At 61.5% G+C, this 16,270-nt stretch carries 18 protein-coding genes; 6 read left to right on the plus strand and 12 right to left on the minus strand.

The features are described from left to right. The first annotated feature begins 8 nt into the window (after positions 1-8). Together B9A97_RS29310 and B9A97_RS05900 are read left to right on the plus strand one after the other, a co-directional pair. Entirely contained in the window at positions 9-851 is an 843-nt protein-coding gene (locus B9A97_RS29310; protein ID WP_179145231.1) for an AraC family transcriptional regulator, read from the plus strand. A 30-nt stretch (positions 852-881) separates the two neighbouring features. After that, positions 882-1,490: a LysE family translocator gene (locus B9A97_RS05900; protein WP_084364083.1), complete on the plus strand. Its 609-nt coding sequence runs from the start codon at positions 882-884 to the stop codon at positions 1,488-1,490. Positions 1,491-1,523: 33 nt separating this feature from the next. Here B9A97_RS05900 and B9A97_RS05905 read toward each other — a convergent pair whose 3' ends face one another. From B9A97_RS05905 to petA, 4 genes are all read right to left on the minus strand, one after another. Further along, positions 1,524-2,066 carry an adenine phosphoribosyltransferase gene (locus B9A97_RS05905; RefSeq protein ID WP_084364084.1) on the minus strand — a complete coding sequence of 181 codons (543 nt, stop codon included), beginning with the start codon at positions 2,064-2,066 and terminating at the stop codon, positions 1,524-1,526. 122 nt (positions 2,067-2,188) lie between these two features. Continuing rightward, complete coding sequence (locus B9A97_RS05910; RefSeq protein ID WP_084364085.1) at positions 2,189-3,064, minus strand: cytochrome c1; 876 nt, start codon at positions 3,062-3,064, stop codon at positions 2,189-2,191. Positions 3,065-3,085: 21 nt separating this feature from the next. Then, positions 3,086-4,396: a cytochrome b gene (locus B9A97_RS05915; protein WP_084364086.1), complete on the minus strand. Its 1,311-nt coding sequence runs from the start codon at positions 4,394-4,396 to the stop codon at positions 3,086-3,088. A 15-nt stretch (positions 4,397-4,411) separates the two neighbouring features. Further along, a complete protein-coding gene (gene petA, locus B9A97_RS05920; RefSeq protein WP_084364087.1) occupies positions 4,412-4,990 on the minus strand; it encodes a ubiquinol-cytochrome c reductase iron-sulfur subunit in 579 nt (192 codons plus the stop codon). A 354-nt stretch (positions 4,991-5,344) separates the two neighbouring features. Between petA and B9A97_RS05925 the strand changes: the two genes are divergently transcribed. Then, positions 5,345-6,286: an endonuclease/exonuclease/phosphatase family protein gene (locus B9A97_RS05925; RefSeq protein ID WP_179145232.1), complete on the plus strand. Its 942-nt coding sequence runs from the start codon at positions 5,345-5,347 to the stop codon at positions 6,284-6,286. Between the two features lie 8 nt (positions 6,287-6,294). Here the strand turns inward: B9A97_RS05925 and B9A97_RS05930 are convergent, their stop codons facing one another. From B9A97_RS05930 to B9A97_RS05940, 3 genes are all read right to left on the minus strand, one after another. Beyond that, positions 6,295-8,175: an ABC transporter ATP-binding protein gene (locus B9A97_RS05930; protein WP_084364089.1), complete on the minus strand. Its 1,881-nt coding sequence runs from the start codon at positions 8,173-8,175 to the stop codon at positions 6,295-6,297. Positions 8,176-8,265: 90 nt separating this feature from the next. Beyond that, on the minus strand, positions 8,266-8,688 hold the full coding sequence (locus B9A97_RS05935; RefSeq protein ID WP_084364090.1) for a DMT family transporter: 423 nt from the start codon (positions 8,686-8,688) through the stop codon (positions 8,266-8,268). Continuing rightward, positions 8,688-9,149 (minus strand): DMT family transporter, encoded by a 462-nt coding sequence (locus tag B9A97_RS05940; RefSeq protein ID WP_084364091.1) that lies wholly within the window; start codon positions 9,147-9,149, stop codon positions 8,688-8,690. The genes B9A97_RS05935 and B9A97_RS05940 overlap by 1 nt, the downstream gene beginning before the upstream one ends. A 194-nt stretch (positions 9,150-9,343) precedes the next feature. Between B9A97_RS05940 and B9A97_RS05945 the strand changes: the two genes are divergently transcribed. Next, positions 9,344-9,634: a BrnA antitoxin family protein gene (locus B9A97_RS05945; RefSeq protein WP_084364092.1), complete on the plus strand. Its 291-nt coding sequence runs from the start codon at positions 9,344-9,346 to the stop codon at positions 9,632-9,634. Between the two features lie 156 nt (positions 9,635-9,790). On the opposite strand, the gene B9A97_RS05950 is transcribed toward B9A97_RS05945, so the two are convergent. The 3 genes from B9A97_RS05950 to B9A97_RS05960 all read right to left on the minus strand — a co-directional run bounded on the left by B9A97_RS05950 (position 9,791) and on the right by B9A97_RS05960 (position 12,352). Continuing rightward, positions 9,791-10,111, minus strand: a complete 321-nt coding sequence (locus B9A97_RS05950) for a type II toxin-antitoxin system RelE/ParE family toxin (RefSeq protein WP_084364093.1) — start codon at positions 10,109-10,111, stop codon at positions 9,791-9,793. Further along, positions 10,108-10,380, minus strand: a complete 273-nt coding sequence (locus B9A97_RS05955; RefSeq protein ID WP_084364094.1) for a type II toxin-antitoxin system ParD family antitoxin — start codon at positions 10,378-10,380, stop codon at positions 10,108-10,110. The genes B9A97_RS05950 and B9A97_RS05955 overlap by 4 nt, the downstream gene beginning before the upstream one ends. A 76-nt stretch (positions 10,381-10,456) precedes the next feature. Beyond that, positions 10,457-12,352 (minus strand): ABC transporter ATP-binding protein, encoded by a 1,896-nt coding sequence (locus B9A97_RS05960; RefSeq protein ID WP_084364095.1) that lies wholly within the window; start codon positions 12,350-12,352, stop codon positions 10,457-10,459. A 370-nt stretch (positions 12,353-12,722) separates the two neighbouring features. On the opposite strand from B9A97_RS05960, the gene B9A97_RS05970 reads away from it, so the two are divergent. Beyond that, positions 12,723-13,199 carry a tRNA (cytidine(34)-2'-O)-methyltransferase gene (locus B9A97_RS05970; RefSeq protein WP_084364097.1) on the plus strand — a complete coding sequence of 159 codons (477 nt, stop codon included), beginning with the start codon at positions 12,723-12,725 and terminating at the stop codon, positions 13,197-13,199. A 255-nt stretch (positions 13,200-13,454) separates the two neighbouring features. Then, on the plus strand, positions 13,455-14,684 hold the full coding sequence (locus B9A97_RS05975; protein WP_084364098.1) for a cell envelope biogenesis protein OmpA: 1,230 nt from the start codon (positions 13,455-13,457) through the stop codon (positions 14,682-14,684). Positions 14,685-14,792: 108 nt separating this feature from the next. On the opposite strand, the gene B9A97_RS05980 is transcribed toward B9A97_RS05975, so the two are convergent. After that, positions 14,793-15,752, minus strand: coding sequence for a flagellin N-terminal helical domain-containing protein (locus B9A97_RS05980; protein ID WP_084364099.1), 960 nt, complete (start codon positions 15,750-15,752; stop codon positions 14,793-14,795). Positions 15,753-15,976: 224 nt separating this feature from the next. Then, on the minus strand, positions 15,977-16,237 hold the full coding sequence (locus B9A97_RS05985; protein WP_084364100.1) for a hypothetical protein: 261 nt from the start codon (positions 16,235-16,237) through the stop codon (positions 15,977-15,979). Positions 16,238-16,270 lie beyond the last annotated feature (33 nt).

Genomic DNA, 16,270 nt, shown 5'->3' on the forward strand with positions numbered 1-16,270 from the left:
TCGGCGCCATGGCCGGCTTCAGGCAGATACCGACCGGTTTACCCGGCCTGCGCGCCGACTGGGCGGAAAGCAGCCATGCCTTTCCGCGCCACAGTCACGACGAATATGGCATCGGGGTGATGCTGGCGGGCGGACAGCTCTCGGCCTCTGGCCGTGGGCAGGTCACCGCCGGCCCTGGTGATGTGATCACCGTCAATCCGGGCGAGGTGCATGACGGCATACCCGCAGGCGGCATGCCGCGGCGCTGGGCCATGTTTTACCTGACGCCCGGCCTGATGGCCGAGATGCGGATCGGCCTCAAGGGTAATTCTGCCGAGGTCGAATTCGAGGCGCCGGTGCTGCAGCAGCCTGATCTGTGCCGCGCCTTGAAGAGCTTGCAGACGCAAATCGCGGACGATGACCACCACGCTCCAGATGCAAGCGTGCAGGAAGGCATGCTACACCTTCTATCGCTCGTGATCCAACCGGCGGATCGGAACCGCCTGTCCTGGCCAAGTAAAAAGCTGCGCCGCGTCAAGGAGATGATCGACGATGACCCGACCGGCAATCCATCGCTCGATTGCCTGGCGCTGGAAGCTGGCCTTACCCGTTTCCAGACATTGAGGGCGTTTCAGCGCGCCACCGGCTTCACGCCCCACGCCTATATCATGCAGCCCCGCTTTGATCTTGCCTGCGGGCTTCTTCGAACATCGGCGCCCTTGGCGGAGATCGCGGTGAGCAGCGGCTATTCCGATCAAAGCCACATGAACCGGGAATTCAAGCGCCGCTACGGCCTGACACCGCTGGCTTATCGCACGGCCATCACCGGCTGCAATTCCGTTCAAGACCGGGCCACGCCGACCATGGTCTGATCGGCTCTCCACGCAACGGAAGAGCCACCCATGTCCCCAGACTTCCTCATCACGTCCCTGATCATCGTCGCGACACCCGGGACGGGTGCGCTGTACACCCTGGCCAAGGCCCTAGGCGATGGCCATCGCGCCGCCATCGTCGCCGCCTTCGGCTGCACGCTCGGCATCATCCCGCATATGGCCCTCGCGATCCTGGGCCTCGCCGCGGTTCTCCAGACCGAACCTCGGCTGTTTACGGCGATCAAGATCGCCGGTGTCCTCTATCTCGTCTATATGGCCATCGGGCTGTGGCGTGCGCCTGCGCCCAACGCGGCGCAGAACGCCCCGCGGGAGAAGGCAGCCGCCGTGATCCGCCACGCCATCCTGATCAACCTGCTCAATCCCAAGCTGTCGATCTTCTTCCTGGCCTTCCTGCCGCAATTCGTGGCGCAGGAATCCAACGAGCCGCTACTGGCCATGACCGGCCTCAGCCTGATCTTCATGGCCATGACCTTCGTGGTCTTCGCGATCTATGGCCTGTTCGCTGCGAGCCTGCGCCAGCATGTGCTGACGCGACCTACGATCATGCAGGGCATCAACAAGCTCTTTGCCGCGACATTCCTGCTGATGGCCGGCCGCCTGGCTCTGTCGCAGAGATAGTTCAGGCCTGGTGGCTTTATAGGCAGCAAGCAGTCAGTGGCCGGAAAACTCGACCAGCGTGCGCACTTCGACACCCAGAGCTTCCAGCTTCTGGCGCCCGCCGAGATCCGGCAGATCGATGACAAAGCAGGCAGAGACGACATCAGCGCCGATCTGCCGCAACAACTGCACCGCGCCGACGGCCGTGCCACCGGTGGCGATCAGGTCGTCCACAAGGATCACCTTCTCGCCCGGCTGCACCGCATCCACATGCATTTCCATCTCATCAACGCCATATTCCAGGCTGTAGGCGATGCGAACGGTCGTATGCGGCAGCTTGCCCTTCTTGCGGATCGGGACGAAACCGGCCGAAAGCTGATGGGCAACCGCTCCGCCGAGAATGAAGCCGCGGGCTTCCATACCGGCGATCTTGTCCACCTTCAGTCCCGCATAAGGCTGCACGAGCTCGTCGACTGCACGGCGAAACGCCCGGGCATTGCCGAGCAGCGTGGTGATGTCGCGAAAGATGATGCCGGGCTTCGGATAATCGGGAATGGAGCGAATGGCGGCGGTTAGTTCGTCTGCGATCTTGGTCATGGAGCATCCGGATTGGAGCGGAAGGAATTGCCAGGGACTCTACCAAGATTGGCAAGGTCCCCCAACAAAAAAGGCGGCCCGAAGACCGCCTTTTGCATCATATCGCGCCACACTGATAACGATCAATGTTCCTTGTTGGCGTAGACCGACTTCTTCGTCAGGTAGACCAGGGCGCTGAAGATCACCAGGAACACCATGACCATGAAGCCGGTGCGCTTGCGGTCTTCCAGGTGCGGTTCAGCCGTCCACATCAGGAAGGCGGAAACGTCGCGGGAATACTGGTCAAGCGTTTCCGGCGAACCGTCGTCATAGGTCACCTGACCGTCCGAGATCGGCTGCGCCATGGCAAGCGACTGGCCGGCGATGAAGTACGGGTTGTAGTGCGTGCCTTCAGCGACCGTGATGCCTTCCGGCGGTTCCTGGTAACCGGTCAGCAGGGCGTGGATATAGTCAGGGCCACCCTGCTGGTACTGGGTGAAAATGTCGAAGACGAAGGTCGGGAAGCCACGGGTCACGCCGCGGGCCTTCGCGATCAGGGAGAAGTCCGGCGGTGCGGCGCCATTGTTGGCGGCAGCGGCAGCTTCCTTGTTCGGGAAAGGCGACGGGAAGTGGTCCGAGGGGACCGCCTTGCGCATGTACATTTCGCCGTCGGCGTTCGGGCCGTCCTGCACTTCATACTCGGCGGCGAAAGCCTTGACCTGCTCTTCCGAGTAACCCAAGTGCTCCAGCGTGCGGAACGCCACCAGGTTCAACGAGTGGCATGCCGAACAGACTTCCTTGTAGACCTTCAGACCGCGCTGAAGCTGCGCCTTGTCGTATTTGCCGAAGGGGCCGGCAAAGCTCCAGTCCATTTCATGCGGCTTCAGGATCGGATAGTGGCCGGTCTGGGCGGCATGCTCGGTCAGATGGGCCAGATCGCCCTCACCCGCTGCCATTGCCTGGCCGGAGAACCCGGCCATGGCGGCGATCAGCGCGATGCTCGTGACAAGCTTCTTCATTGTTATCTTCCTCTCACGCGCTCAGGCTTGGGCAGCAGCAGATTTGCCGCTCTTTTCGAGAACTGCCTCGGTGATCGAGTTCGGGATACGCCGCGGCGTCTCGAACAGTCCGAGAAGCGGCATGATCACGAGGAAGAAACCGAAGTAGTAGGCAGTGCCGATCTGCGAGAAACCGACATAGTTGCCCTTGATGTCGCCCTGGAACAGCAGGCCGAACAGGCCCGTGCCTTCGGCCGGCATGGCGCCGAGCCAGCCCAGCATCAGCGCGTTGGCGACGAAGACCCAGAAGAACACCTTGTACCAGGGACGGTACACGGCCGAACGGACCTTGGAGGTGTCGAGCCACGGCAGGAAGAACAGCACGATGATCGCACCGAACATCACCAGAACGCCGCCGAGCTTGGAGTCGATGAACAGAACGTTGAAGGTGATGGCACGCAACATCGCGTAGAACGGCAGGAAGTACCATTCAGGAACGATGTGGGCGGGGGTCTTCAGTGCGTCAGCCGGAATGTAGTTGTCCGGGTGGCCGAGATAGTTCGGCATGTAGAAGATGAAGTAGGCGAAAACGATCAGGAAGATCGACAGGCCCAAGGCATCCTTCAGCGTCGCATAGGGGGTGAAGGGCACGGTATCCGTCTTCGACTTCACTTCAACGCCGGTCGGGTTCGTCTGGCCGGTGACGTGCAGGGCCCAGACGTGCAGGATGACGACGCCGGCGATCATGAACGGCAGCAGGTAGTGCAGCGCGAAGAAGCGGTTCAGCGTCGGATTGTCGACCGCGAAGCCGCCCAGCAGGAACTGCTGGATCCACTCACCCACCAGCGGAAACGCCGTGAAGAAGCCGGTGATAACGGTTGCACCCCAGAAGGACATCTGGCCCCAGGGCAGAACGTAACCCATGAAGGCGGTGGCCATCATCAGCAGGAAGATGACAACGCCGAGAATCCAGAGGATTTCGCGCGGCGCCTTGTAGGAGCCGTAGTAGAGACCACGGGCGATATGCAGGTAGACGGCGATGAAGAAGAACGACGCACCGTTGGCGTGCATGTAGCGCAGCAGCCAACCATTGTTGACGTCGCGCATGATCTTCTCGACCGAATTGAAGGCGACGGTCGTCTCGGCCGCATAGTGCATGGCCAGCACGACGCCGGTCAGGATCTGCACCACCAGCATCACCATCAGCATGCCGCCGAAGGTGTAGGCATAGTTGAGGTTGCGGGGAACCGGATAGGCTACGAAGCTGTCATACATCATACGCGGCAGCGGCAGGCGCGCGTCGATCCACTTTTCGAGGCCGGTGGACGGCTGGTAACTCGAATGGCCACTCATCTTGTCTTATCCCCCTCAGCCGATCGTGATGACAGTGTCGGATGTGAATGCATAGGTCGGCACCGCCAGGTTGGCGGGAGCGGGACCCTTGCGAATACGGCCGGCCGTGTCGTAGTGCGACCCGTGGCAGGGACAGAACCAGCCACCGAAATCGCCGGCCTGGCCGAGCGGCACGCAACCCAGATGGGTGCAGGAACCGATCATCACAATCCAGTTTTCCTTGCCTTCGCCGGCGGAGCGGGCCAGGTCTGTCGCCTGGGCGGCGGCGTCGATATTGGCGTTGCGGGCCACCGGATCCTTGAGATCCGTCAACTGCACGGCCTTGGCCTCTTCGACTTCCTTTTCGGTGCGGTTGCGGATGAAGACCGGCTTGCCGCGCCACTTCACCGTCAGCGACATGCCGGGCTCAAGCGCCGAGACGTCCACATCGATAGAAGCAAGCGCAAGCGTGGAGGCATCGGGACGCATCTGGTCGATAAACGGCCAGACGAAAGAAGCCGCACCCACCGCGCCGGCCATACCGGTGGTCAGATAAAGAAAGTCCCGGCGAGTAGGCTCGCCCAAGGTTTCGCTGTTGGTGTCGTGTTCGCTCACGGCTAAACCATCCTCTTCGCAAAGTTCTGCGACAAACCGCATTGCCCCCAGGAACCGGCGAATCTGAAGCGGACACAATTGTGCCATAGATTCCTCGGTAATCCGGCGCGTTCTAAGCCTGATCGTGATTTATGTCCAGTCTCGACAAGGGGATGAGGGCAGAATGTCGCGGAAAAACTTGCGCTTTCCATGCGGCTAATCGACGCCATCAGGCGCATGCTAACAGACCGTAAACAGAAGAGAACTTCGTTAGCCATTGATCTGGATTCCAACGCGGCCGAAAGGCGTGCTGCGTTGCAACGAAATGCCGCCCGTGATACCTCCGCCAAGGTCAAACAGGATATGACAGCGCCAATGAGATATGCCTTGTATTGCACGGTTTGTGCGGCGCTGACATTCCTGCTGCTGGCGCTCAGTGCCAGATATGTGTCCGACTTCTGGCTGTTTTCCTTCTTTTTCAGCCTCGCCACCCATTTGGGTCTTGCAGCGATCCTCGGCTCTGCCTTCGCCTTGCTGTTGAGGCGGAGCGTCTTCTCCGTGTTGCTGCTCGTCTGGTCACTGGCGGTCACCGGGCATTCGCTGTTCATGCGGCAGGAGTTCCTGGCCGACACGACAACCGAGATCCCGGCCGGCGCGCCGTCCTTCAAGCTGATGTCGCTCAATGTCCTGTTCAACAACTGGGAGGGCGCGGATGCCATCACCGATGCGATCATCGCGTCGGGAGCCGATGTCGTCTATCTGCTGGAAGCGATCCCGATGAGCGAGCGGCTGCAGCGACTGCAGGAGGCTTATCCGTATCGCGTTGGCTGCGGTATCGCCACGGACACCTGCGACCTGATCATCCTGTCGAAACATCCCCTGTCGAAGCCGACCTTCATCAACCTGAGCGACCTGCGCCGCCATCGATTCGTCATCGTGGACATGCAATTGGGTGACCGCACCGTCCATCTGGCCGCAGTTCACCTCACCAAGCCCTATTATGACGAGTATCACACCGACGAATTGCTGCTGGCCAAGGCGATCCTGCGCAAGCTGCGCAGCGATTTCGTGATCGGCGGCGATTTCAATTCGGCCAGCATCGCCCCTGACATGCAGCATTTTCTGCGGGCGCTTAGCCTTAAGACCGGGGAGAAGGAACCGGCCACCTGGCCGGATTTCGCTGGCGAATGGGGCATTCCGATCGACCACATCTTTGCCACCGCGAGATACAGGATACGCAATCTCCAGGCCGTAGAGCCCCATGGTTCGAACCATCTGGGCCTCTCCGCCGAAGTTGTGCTGCTGCCGAAACCGTAAATCGCAGGTCAGACGACCGGTGCAGTCTCCGCCTCGTCGCGTGCCAGGAAGCCTCCCGACTGGCGGGACCAGAGTTCAGCGTAGAGCCCACCCTTCTCGACCAGTTCCGCATGGGTGCCCTGCTCGATGATCCGGCCCTTGTCCATCACCACAAGGCGGTCCAGCGCCGCAATGGTCGACAGCCGGTGAGCGATGGCCAGCACGGTCTTGCCTTCCATGAGCTTGTCGAGGTTGGATTGGATGGCTGCCTCGACTTCGGAATCCAGTGCCGATGTGGCTTCGTCCAGCACCAGGATCGGCGCGTCCTTCAGCATTACCCGGGCAATGGCGATGCGCTGGCGCTGGCCGCCGGAGAGCTTGACGCCCCTCTCGCCGACATGGGCCTCGAAGCCCTTGCGGCCGCGCATATCCTCCAGGCGCATGATGAAATCGAGCGCTTCGGCCTTTTCAGCTGCTGCCAGCAATTGGGATTCGCTCGCATCCTCGCGCCCGAAGACAATATTGTCCCGGATCGACCGGTGCAGCAGCGCCGTGTCCTGGGTGACCATGCCGATCTGCGCGCGCAGGCTCTCCTGCGTCACGGTGGAAATGTCCTGCCCGTCGATCAGGATGCGCCCGCCTTCCATGTCGTAGAAGCGCAGGAGCAGATTGACGAGCGTCGTCTTGCCCGCACCGGAGCGGCCGATGATCCCGACCTTTTCGCCCGGCCGGACCGTCAGCGTCAGATGGTCGATCGCGCCGCTCTTGCGCCCATAATGGAAGGTCACGTCATCAAATCGGATTTCCGGCTTGCTGATATCCAGCCGCCGGGCGTCCGGCTTGTCAGTGAGGCCGATCGGTTGCGACACCAATTCCGCCGAGTTCTGGATCGTGCCGATATTGCGCATGATGCCATTGAGCTGCGTCATCATCCGCCCCAGCAGCATGTTGAGCCGCAGTACGAGGCCGAGCGTGAAGGCAAGGCCGCCCGAGGTGATCGCGCCGGCAAACCACAGGTCCACCGACAGTGCCGCCACCATCACGATCATCACGCCGGATAGCAGCGCCAGTGCCGCCCGCACGCCCGTCAACAGCCGCGCAAAGGGCCGCAGCTTGTCGCGATAGAGGTCGAAGCCGGAGCGGATATAGTGGTCGTTCTGATCCTCGCGCCCGAACAGCTTCAGCGTCTGGACATTGCCGAAGCTGTCCACCATACGGCCATTAAGCATGGATGCTGCCTCGGCGGTTTCCCGCGCATGGTGGCGTATGCGCGGCACGAAATAGCGCGCAAGGATCGCAAAGATGACGACCCACGCCAGGATGATCGCCGAAAGCCGCCAGTCCAGTTGGCCGACAAGGGCCATGGTCGAGGCGGTGTAGATCACCATGAACCACACGACCTGCAGCAGCGAGGTGAAGAGATCGCCCGTCGCCTGCCCCGCCGACCACACCTTCGTAACGATACGGCCGGCAAAATCGTTCTGGAAGAAGGAGAGCGACTGGCGCGCCACATGCGAATAGGCCTGCCAGCGCACGAGATTGACGAAGTTCAGCTCGACCGCCTGCTCCTCGACCAGCGCATTCAGCGTCACTACGATGAAACGCCCCACCAGCACGGCGAGGAACATGCCGACAAGTTCAGGGCCATGGCTGTCGATCAGCCCCTGCCAACCCGCCTCCTTCGGCACCGTATCGATCAGGTCGACCAGCCGTCCGACAAACCAGAACAGGGCGGCTTCGAGAATGGCGACCGCGCCTCCCAGGAGGCCCATGGCAGCAAAGGCAAGCTTGGCCTGCCCGACATAGTGCCAGGCAAAGGCCCAGGTCCCCTCAGGCGGGCGCAGGTCCGTCCGCTTGCGGAAGGGTCGGATCCAGTTTTCGAAATGGCGGAAGACGGGCTCGAAGATCATGCCCTGCGATATAGGCGGATTCTGCGACACGGCAAAGAAAATGCCGCCGCAGCCGCATTACCTTTTGTTCATGCGCCGTTTCGCTCGGCGTCAGCGGGAGAAGCGCGTGAGATAGACGCCCAGAATGATCAGCCCGACCCCAATCGGCTGGCCGATGTGAAACGCCGCCGTGCCTCTCAGATAGTCGATGGCGAGGCCCGTGATCATCTGCGCGCCGATGATCAGCAGCGCCGAACGGTTGGCGCCAAGCCGCGGAAACACATAGGAACTGAGCGCCACGAAGGCGGCACCGATCACCCCGCCGCAAAAGGCCCAGGCAGGCGTAGCGGCCAGAAGTGCCAAGCCGTCGCGATGCATCAGGCCGATATAGACCGTCAGCAGCGCAAAGCCGATGAAATGGTTCCAGAAGGAGGCGCTGAACGCCCCCTTGTCCATGGTCAGCCGCCCGTTGAGCGAGCGGCTCATGCCGACGGCCGCACCGCCGGCCAGCGCCAGAATGACCGATGTCAGCATCACTGGACTCCGGAATAGATCAGGATCGCGCTGCCCGCGACCACGCAAAGGCCGGCAAGGACATCGAACCGATTGATCGCACGCATCGGCGTGCCGAACAGACCCCAGCGATCGGAGATGAGGCCGAACAGGATCTGCCCGACCAGCAGCAGCGACAGCCCGCCGGCCAGCGCCAGTTCGGAATTGATGGCGATCGAACTCAAGGCAACGGCAAATGCCCCCGGCGCACCACCGAGATAGGACCACCAGGGCGGCCGTCCGCCCGCGATCTCGGATTTTCCGCCAGCGAGCAGGATATTCGCGCGCAACAGGACAAATGCGGCAACCGCCCCCACGCCATGCACCACCCAGGAGGCGGTAAAGGGCGTCGTATAGGCCGCCAACCCGCCATTGATGGTCACCATGGAGGCCAGCAGCACGCCAGCCAACGCGGCCAGCACCCAATCGACAGACTGCCGCATGCAAAACTCCGATTCCACGTCTACAGGCAGCACGGCTTAGGCAAGCGCAAGCGGCTTGCCAACCGGTTTTATGAGGTTGAGACGAGGAAACGAGGTGCGGGCTGGGATATATATCGGATATTGTGGTGCCATTATTTGGAGGCGATTTCCGTCATATCCATGCGTCGGGCATCCCGAAAGGAAAGGACATTTCTATGAGCAAGCTGCCTCAGCATCTCCTAGAGATCACGGATCAGGAAGAAGCGGAAATCCAGCGCGAGATCGCCAACGACCCTGACGACGAAGAAGTCAGTGACGAAAACGCCAAGCGCCCGATGAGCTTAAAAGACGCGTTGAATCGATCCCGCGTTCGGGAGGTGAGCGACGTGCCACGGGAGCAGATTTCCATCATGCTTGATCCCGACCTGATCGATCACTTCAAATCGAGCGGGGACGGCTGGCAGGGCCGGTTGAACGACACACTGCGTAAGGCCGTGGGACTGTAAAGAAAACACGGCAGGCTGGCGGCTACCTGGTTGAGCATAGATGCCAATACTTGCCGTCATTAGTTCGAGGGTGCTGGTTCGATTACTCAGCCACTGGCACGGCCAAGATACCTGCCAACCGAATTTGAGTAGCTGACAAGGGCACCAGTCTCGGCCCTACAATTCCTCGGCCTCAAAAATTCGATCGACGTCACGGCGGCCGTGCAGGATGCGGAGCACGGCGATACTTGAATTATCGACCAGGTAATAGGCTTTGATGTCGTCAAAGCCCGCTATGGTCCATGTGCGCACGGCTGAAAGCCTGGGATCGGAGAACATTTTCGGCGCCCCGGCACGAGGCGTTTCCTTCAACCGGACGAATGATGCCTCCACCGCAGCGAGAAATCGATCCGCGATATCAGGACGACCCAACCGCGCGTAATACTCGACCTGCTGCAGGATGTCCGCACGTGCAGCAGGAAGAACGGTGACGTTCACTTGCTGGTCTTCTTGTCGGCATGCTTTTCGAGAAGTGTTTGCGCCTCAGCCTTCAAGTCGGCCCAGAAGGCAGGCGTTACGGCCTCGGCCTGCCCTGACGCAAGCCCTTCCAGCAGCAGATCCTGCAGCCGCATCTCCCGTTCCTTTTCGTGCTCCTGCCGCAGCAGGCTGCGAAAATACTCACTGACATTGCCATATCCCTTCTCAGCCATCTGGGCATCAACGAAGGACTTCAGGGAATCCGGCAGCGAGATGGTAATTGTAGCCATGAACAACACTTCCCACTAAATTCGAGTGCCGATCATATAACAACTGTTCCCAATAGATAAGAGAAAAGGCAGCGGATTACTCCGCCGCCTCCTCCTCGCCCTGGTTAGCATGCTCGGCCTGGTGCACCTGCTCGGCCGGGTCCACCTGATCGGCGAGGAAGCCGCCGGACTGGCGGTTCCACAGGTCGGCATAGATGCCGCCATTTGCCACCAACTGGCCATGGGTGCCGGTCTCGATGATCCGGCCCTTGTCGAGCACGACGAGCCGGTCCATCTGCGTCAGCGTCGACAGCCGGTGGGCGATGGCGATCACGGTCTTGCCCTCCATCAGCGAGAACAGGCTCTCCTGGATCGCCGCCTCCACCTCCGAGTCCAGCGCCGAGGTCGCCTCGTCGAGGATCAGGATCGGCGCGTTCTTGAGGAACACGCGAGCGATGGCGATACGCTGACGCTGGCCACCGGACAGTTTCACGCCTCGTTCGCCGACCTGCGCATCCAGACCCTTGCGGCCCTGCATGTCGACCAACCCGTCGATGAACTCCCAGGCATTGGCACGCTTGGCCGCCTCGATCACCTCGGCATCCGTGGCCTCGGGCCGGCCATAGGCGATGTTATCGCGGATCGAGCGATGCAGGAGCGAGGTATCCTGCGTCACCACGCCGATCAGCGCCCGCAGGCTATCCTGCGACACCTTGGAGATGTCCTGCCCGTCGATCGTGACGCGGCCGGACTCCAAGTCGTAGAAGCGCAACAGCAGGTTCATCAGCGTGGTCTTGCCGGCACCGGAGCGCCCGACCAGGCCGACCTTTTCGCCGGCCTTGATGGTCAGCGAGAAGTTGTCGATCACCCCCTTCTGCTTGCCGTAGTGGAAGCGCACGCCGTCATAGACGATCTCGCCCTTCGGCGCGGCAAGCGCCTTGGCGGCCGGGACATCGGTGATGTCATGGGCCTTGGTCATCATGTTCATGCCGTCATAGACGGTGCCGATGCTTTCGAACAGCGCGGCCACTTCCCACATGATCCATTGCGACATGCCGTTGATGCGCATGGCAAGACCGATGGCAACCGCGATGGCGCCGACTGTCATCGTACCGTCGAGCCAGAACCAGATGCCGAGCGCGGCGACCGAGAACTGCACGATGGCATTGTTGATGTCGACGCAGACATTGAGCAGCGAGATCTGCCGCATCTGCCGATGCACGGTGCCGAGAAACGCGTCCATGCCTTCGCGCGCATAGGCTTCTTCCCGACCAGCATGGGAGAACAGCTTCACCGTTGCGATATTGGTATAGCTGTCCACGATGCGGCCAGTCATCATCGAGCGGGCATCCGCCTGCTCGCTGGAAAGCTTGCGCAGCTTCGGAATGAAGTTGCGCAGGATCAGCGCGTAGATCACCAGCCAGACCACCAGCGGCACACCGAGCCGCCAGTCGACGGCCGCGACCAGCGCCAGCATGGAGACGAAGAAGCTGATCGCATAGACGAACACGTCGATGATCTTCATGACCGCTTCGCGCACGGCGAGCGCCGTCTGCATCAGCTTGGTCGAGACCCGGCCGGCAAACTCGTTGGCGAAGAAGGTCATGGAATGGCGCAGCAGGAAGCGATGCATCTGCCAGCGGGCGATCATCGGGAAATTGCCGGCCAGCACTTGGTGCATGGTGATCGTGTGCACGAAACCGATCACCGGCAGGCCGATCAGCAGCAGCCCCGCCATCCAGATCAGCGTGCCCTTTTCATCGGCAAGGAAGGTGTCCCGGTTGGCGACCGTCAGCCAGTCCACGATATTGCCGAGGAATTGATAGAGGAACACTTCCGCAACCGCGATCAGGCCCGAGCAGAGCCCGAGCAGCAGAAGCCAGGGCGCTGCCGGGCGGGTATAGTGCCAGCAGAAGGCCACGAGGCCCTTGGGCGGCAATTGCGGCTCACCTGGCGGATAGGCATTGAGGCGGTTCTCGAACCACGAAAACATGACATTGCTCCAGAAATCTGGCGCCCGCGCGATGGGTGCTGTTGCAGCCCAAGCGCATCTGGGGCGTTAAATCGTAAAATTGTGGCCGTATCGACGGCCGCAGGATCAAACAGTGGGGAAATGTGAGCCGATAGCTCTCACGCGGCCAGCAAAGGCACAAAAGGGTGGCGCATCAGCACAAACATCATCATGAATGCCTCCCTTATCGCGTGTTGAAGATGATGCCTTGTAACCGCAGCGCTCTGCCTTGAAAAGCGGCAATCGACACGATCCGTGGCATTGCGCCGCGGCTGTTGCCGGAAGAACACAACCCCATGAGACACCGTGAGGGGCTTGAGCACACCCCTCTTCCTGGCCTATGCAGCAACCCATGACCCAGCTCCGCATCGCTCTCTATCAGCCTGATATTCCCGGAAACACGGGGACCATCCTGCGCCTTGCGGCCTGCCTTGGCCTCGGCGTCGATATCATCGAACCCGCCGGCTTCGACATCTCCGACCGCAACCTGAAGCGCGCCGGCATGGACTATCTGGCGAGCGTCGCCTTGTCGCGCCACGTCAATTTCGAGCGCTTCGAAGACTGGCGGCAGGGAGCCGGCCGGCGTCTCATTCTCGCCTCGACCAAGGCTGCGGTCCGCTACACCGATTTTGTCTATCGCCAGGATGATATCCTGCTGTTCGGCCGTGAAAGCGCCGGCGTGCCGGACCACGTTCACGACACCGCCGATGCCCGGGTGCTGATCCCCATGGTCGCCGGCCAGCGATCCATCAACGTCGCCATGTCGGCGGCGATGATCGCGGGTGAAGCCCTGCGGCAAACCTCCCCTGCCCCCGCGCCCGAAGGCTGATCCCGTCTGCTTCTCTGGCGATCCCGCCATGACATCCTCCTCGTCTCATCGAGGCATTGGGTATACGACCTCAACCAAACTTGAGGTCAAGCCCTCCCTCCGCATGTTCTGCGCAGTGCCCGACGGAAGGCAACCGGCTGATTTTGCAGCCGCAATGGCATGTGCCCGCGACAGCTCGGCACGCCCTGCACATCACAGGTTGTTAATGTATTCCGAAAATGTTATGCTGCATCGCAGCAAAATCGGAGGCGGTCCATGTTTGAAACGGCATTCACCCTCAGCCTGACCCAGTTTGCGCGTTCGCTCAGCATGCCCGAGCGCATACAGCGACGCACCGGACGCAATGCAGCGCTGGAGGCGTTCCGCCTGCGCAATGCCGGGCTCGACGCGATGTTCTACGACGTCAAGGCACTGACCCCGGAAGAAGTGTTCTATCTCAGCGACTCGATTGCGGCGGAAGGCCTGATCATGATCGTGCCGCCGAGCGGCGGAGCGATGCTGACGGTATGCGACAGCATAGACGAATACCTGCTGCGCGGCGGTCGCGACGTGCATATCATGGCGCTTGCCGGCATTGGCGGTTCTGCCTTGGGTGCCGCCGCCTTCGCCCGCAATGTTGCCGATGCCATGGGCGCGCCGGTCGCCGCCGTCGTGTCGGGCTATGGCCTTGGCGACCTCGTCAACGAAGCCATCGGCGGCGCCTTCCTGTTCGGCTGGCTCGGCAATTTCCGAAACCAGTGCGAGGTCATTGATGACGTCGTCGGTCGTCCGCGCCTCGGTGCTTATTCCGACAATCGCGCGGATGCCAACAAGCCGCACACGGTCTGCCTGGATGTCGATACCGTCAAGGCCCTGCTATCGGACGAAAGCCTGTCCTTCCACATGCTGGCGGGACATTCCAAGGGCAATCTGGTGCTGTCGGAAGCCTTGTATGCCATGCGCCGGACGAACCGCGAGCGCGTCAAGGCACTGGGCGCTGCTGCCCGCATCGTCACCTTCGGCGCCCGCATCACCATGCCGCCCGAATTCCCCGACGTGATTGACGTCATGGGCGATCTTGATTGGTATGGCGAGATGAATTCCCGCCCGAAGATCGATAGCGACATCCGCATACCCATGGCCGGTCATTCGACCAATTCCGATCTGGTGGGCTCGCTGCCGGTCGTTTCGATCCTGCGGGAGATCACCGCCAAGGCCCTGCCTGTTCCCGGCCCCATCGGTCACGAGATCATGGCCCTGCCTGAACCGGCCCTGCCGGTCGTGGAGCCGGTGGCCGAGCCTTTGCCGGTCCCGACCCCCGAGCCGGTCGCAACCGTGATTCCCGAAGCATCACTTGTCCAGGCCGACGCAGAACCGATTGCCGCAGAACTGATCGAGCCTGCACCGCAGGAACTTCAGGCATTGGAAGAGATCGCGCCGCCGCCGTCCCCTGTCGCCGAAGCCAAGCCACCGGCCCGCCGCGCACGCGCCAAGGCGCGCAAATAGCCGCTACGACTACCGCATTGAACAAAGGCCGCGTTTCAGCTCGAAACGCGGCCTTTGTCATATCCTCAGGGCGAAATTAGCCAATATGGGCCGTCAAGCCAGGACGGCTCACACGAACAGCGCCTTGAGCATACCCGCACTGTTGTTGGCGATGTTCAGCGCCTGGGTCTGCAACTGCACCTGCGCCTCCTGGGCACGCAACAGCACCGCCTGCTGGCCCATATCGGCATCCACAAGCCGGCCGATACCCATCTGGGTCACATCCTGCAGGTCTTTCAGCATGTCGGAACTGGCAGAGATGCGGTTGCGGGTTGCGCCGATGCTGGACCCGGCATCGGCTAGCCGCGCAAACATCGCATTCACGGACGACACCATGCCCTCCAGCTCGTCATAGGTCGTGTCTTCGGAAACCTCGATCTCCTTGGCACCGAACGACGCTGGGACGGCGGAGCCGACATCGACCAGATAATAGTCATAGGCATTGCCGCTGCGCGTGGTGCCGGAATAGCTGCGCGTCAGGATGCCGTCATCGGCTTCCTCGCGGCTGATCAGCGTGGACTTGGCCGTGTCGAAATCGATGACGTTGACGGAGGTGCCGTTCTTGCCGTCGTCGGTGATCGAGGCCACCATGCTCTCGATCTTCGGCCGCTGGTTCACGCCCATTTCCAGCCAGTTCTGGCCGTTGAAAGAGCCGGCACTGGCGATCGATTTCAGTTGATCCTTCAGCGCGGTTATCTCGTCATTGATGGCGCCGCGGCCCACATCAGTGCTTTGCGCCAGGATCAGCCGCGACTGGATTTCCGAGACGATCCCGGCAGCCGCTTCGACGCCCAGCGCGGCCGTATCGGCAACGGCAGCCGCCAGCCCGGTCGCATCGTCGGCGCTTGAAAGGGAGATGCTGTGAGCCCGTCCCGTCGTGGCGATCGACCAATAGGCGGCGTTGTCGGCCGCTTCGCGCACCCGCAGCCCCGAGGCGACCTGCGTCTGCGTCGCCTGCAGCGCCTTGGCCGAGCCCGTCAAAAGGGCCAGTGCGGAAGCGGATGTAGAATTGATCGCCGTAACGCTCATGGATACTCCTAGGTGGAATTCCGGTGCTGTGCGGGCTCTCCCGCGGCCTGCCGGACACTGCACGAAAAGCCGCGCGACGACCTGGTTAGGGCATGCGCGCGGGTCCTCAGCGGGAGCAAACTCCCACAAACCAATTTCCCCGCCATTGACGAAATGAATAGAGTTTTACGGATCGCGCCATTTTGTTGCGACGTGCCACGGCCTGCGGAACCGAATGATCGATCTCAGTCGGCCGAATGCAGCCGCCGCATGGTGAATTCGATCTGGCCGTCATCGGTTTGCCGCCAGCTTTCCACCTCGGTCCAGTAGGCGGCCTTGGGAAAGGCGTCGAACCATTCGCGGGCCTTGGCGCGGGCATCCGGGCGCGACAGGCAATAGGTCTGGCGCACGAACTGGCCCGTGCCGGCACCGGGATTGTCTTGCCGGTGCCGGGCGATCCTGCGCTTCAGGCCGTCAAGCGGCGGTGGGGCCGGTATCTTCGCCATAATCTGTCTCCGACCTCCAAGGTAATGGCGACG

It is taken from the genome of Rhizobium sp. RU36D, from assembly GCF_900176345.1.
In the GTDB taxonomy this organism is placed as follows: Bacteria; Pseudomonadota; Alphaproteobacteria; order Rhizobiales; family Rhizobiaceae; genus Allorhizobium.

Coding starts and splice junctions, on each gene's coding strand:
- B9A97_RS29310 (WP_179145231.1), top strand. CDS start 9: ATGGCCGGCTTCAGGCAGATACCGACCGGTTTACCCGGCCTGCGCGCC.
- B9A97_RS05900 (WP_084364083.1), top strand. CDS start 882: ATGTCCCCAGACTTCCTCATCACGTCCCTGATCATCGTCGCGACACCC.
- B9A97_RS05905 (WP_084364084.1), bottom strand. CDS start 2,066: ATGACCAAGATCGCAGACGAACTAACCGCCGCCATTCGCTCCATTCCC.
- B9A97_RS05910 (WP_084364085.1), bottom strand. CDS start 3,064: ATGAAGAAGCTTGTCACGAGCATCGCGCTGATCGCCGCCATGGCCGGG.
- B9A97_RS05915 (WP_084364086.1), bottom strand. CDS start 4,396: ATGAGTGGCCATTCGAGTTACCAGCCGTCCACCGGCCTCGAAAAGTGG.
- B9A97_RS05925 (WP_179145232.1), top strand. CDS start 5,345: ATGAGATATGCCTTGTATTGCACGGTTTGTGCGGCGCTGACATTCCTG.
- B9A97_RS05930 (WP_084364089.1), bottom strand. CDS start 8,175: ATGATCTTCGAGCCCGTCTTCCGCCATTTCGAAAACTGGATCCGACCC.
- B9A97_RS05935 (WP_084364090.1), bottom strand. CDS start 8,688: ATGCTGACATCGGTCATTCTGGCGCTGGCCGGCGGTGCGGCCGTCGGC.
- B9A97_RS05940 (WP_084364091.1), bottom strand. CDS start 9,149: ATGCGGCAGTCTGTCGATTGGGTGCTGGCCGCGTTGGCTGGCGTGCTG.
- B9A97_RS05945 (WP_084364092.1), top strand. CDS start 9,344: ATGAGCAAGCTGCCTCAGCATCTCCTAGAGATCACGGATCAGGAAGAA.
- B9A97_RS05955 (WP_084364094.1), bottom strand. CDS start 10,380: ATGGCTACAATTACCATCTCGCTGCCGGATTCCCTGAAGTCCTTCGTT.
- B9A97_RS05960 (WP_084364095.1), bottom strand. CDS start 12,352: ATGTTTTCGTGGTTCGAGAACCGCCTCAATGCCTATCCGCCAGGTGAG.
- B9A97_RS05970 (WP_084364097.1), top strand. CDS start 12,723: ATGACCCAGCTCCGCATCGCTCTCTATCAGCCTGATATTCCCGGAAAC.
- B9A97_RS05975 (WP_084364098.1), top strand. CDS start 13,455: ATGTTTGAAACGGCATTCACCCTCAGCCTGACCCAGTTTGCGCGTTCG.
- B9A97_RS05980 (WP_084364099.1), bottom strand. CDS start 15,752: ATGAGCGTTACGGCGATCAATTCTACATCCGCTTCCGCACTGGCCCTT.
- B9A97_RS05985 (WP_084364100.1), bottom strand. CDS start 16,237: ATGGCGAAGATACCGGCCCCACCGCCGCTTGACGGCCTGAAGCGCAGG.